At 71.6% G+C, this 1,819-nt stretch carries 1 protein-coding gene and 1 pseudogene; one reads left to right on the forward strand and one right to left on the reverse strand.

Going from position 1 to position 1,819, the window contains the following annotated elements; genetic code table 11:
* Positions 1–15: 15 nt before the first annotated feature.
* Positions 16–1,431 (reverse strand): amino acid permease, encoded by a 1,416-nt coding sequence (locus tag ACYVE9_RS25265; protein WP_461030210.1) that lies wholly within the window; start codon positions 1,429–1,431, stop codon positions 16–18.
* 253 nt (positions 1,432–1,684) lie between these two features.
* Here ACYVE9_RS25265 and ACYVE9_RS25270 point away from each other — a divergent pair.
* Positions 1,685–1,819 (forward strand): annotated as a pseudogene (locus tag ACYVE9_RS25270) (biotin transporter BioY); the annotation flags it as partial.

Raw genomic sequence — 1,819 nt, forward strand, 5'->3', positions numbered from 1 at the left:
TCCCACCGGCCTCCGTCAGCGGGCGGCCGCCGCGCGCCGCTGCCGCCACAGGCCCGTCGCGGCGAGCGCCAGCGTCAGTCCGCCGGTGCAGTACAGCTGCACCCGGGTGTCGCCGTCCCGCAGCATCAGCAGCAGGATGCCGGCGATCCCGGCCAGGGCCACCCAGGTGAGGAACGGGAACAGCCACATCCGCACCACCAGGCGCTCCGGCGCCTGCCGCTCCAGACGCCGCCGGCTGCGCAGTTGGGAGACGGCGATGAAGCCCCAGACGACCAGCACCGCCGCGCCCACCATGTTGAGCAGCCACGCGAACACCGTGTCCGGCCACCAGAAGCTCAGCAGCACCGCGACAAAACCGAACGCGGACGAGGCCAGCACGGTCCGGCGCGGCACCCCGCCGCTGATCCGGCCGAGAAAGGCCGGCCCCTCCCCACGGGAGACCAGCGAGTACGACATCCGGGACGCGCCGTAGATGTTGGCGTTCATGGCGGACAGCAGCGCCACCAGCACCACGACGTTCATCACCTGACCGGCCGCCGGAATGCCCAGGTGGTCCAGGACTGCGGCGTACGGGCCGGACAGCACCGACGGGTCGTCCCAGGGGATCAGCGTCACGATCACCAGCATGGAGCCGACGTAGAAGACGGCGATCCGCCACATCGCCGTGCGCACCGCCGACGCGACACCGCGCACCGGGTTCTCCGACTCCGCCGCCGCGATGGACACCGTCTCCAGACCGCCGTAGGCGAACACCGACGCGAGCAGCCCCACCACCAGGCCCTCGGAGCCGTTGGGGAAGAAGCCGCCCGCCCCGGTGAGGTTGCTGACGCCCGGCGAGTCGGTGCCCGGCAGCAGTCCCGCGACGGCCAGTACACCCAGGACCAGGAACGCGACGATCGCCAGCACCTTCAGCGCCGCGAACCAGAACTCGTACTCGCCGAAGTTGCGGACCGACGCCAGGTTCGTGCCGCAGAACACCGCCATGAACAGCGCCACCCACATCCACGCCGCGCTGCCCGGGAACCAGGTCTGCATGATCGCCGCGGCACCGATCGCCTCGGCGGCCACCGCGACGCACAGCAGCACCCAGAAGATCCACCCCGCGGTGAAGCCCGCCCACGGGCCCAGCGCCCGCTCGGCGTGCACCGAGAAGGAACCCGACGCCGGGTGCGCGGCCGACATCTCACCGAGCATCCGCATCACCAGCATGACCAGCAGGCCGGAAGCGGCGAACGCCAGCACGATCGACGGGCCGGCCGCCGCGACGCCCGCCCCGGAGCCGACGAACAGGCCAGCGCCGATCACGCCGCCCAGCGCGATCATCGACAGGTGCCGCTGCTTGAGCCCGTGCGTCAACTGGGCGGGAGAACTGTCCGGGTCCGAGGCAGCGGAGGGTGCTGCCGCCTCGGGGGCGGCCTGCGAAGAGGGCATGACTGTCCTGGGGTGGAGGAACGGGGAGGCCGGAGCCGGTCGCTCGTGGGCCACCGGACAGTGTGAGCGGACATAACCGGCGTATCAACGACGTACGTCACAGTCCCGCCATCCGGACACCTCGGTCACGCTGTGCCGACGCAGCGAACCCGATAAGTGCATACGGCAAGCTTTGTGGCCGATCCCACCACCGAGCCACCAGGTCGTTCGGATAGCGTCGAACGGTCCGTTTCCCCTCGTCACCGGAGTCCTGATGGCCACCGCCGCCCCCGTCGTCCGACCCGGCGCCGTCCTCGCCGACGTGCTGCCCGCCTCCACCGCCGCACGTGCCCGCCTCCGCGACGTCACCCTGGTGCTCGGCGGCGCGGCCCTCACCGGCATCGCGGCC

It is taken from the genome of Streptomyces sparsus, from assembly GCF_054776295.1.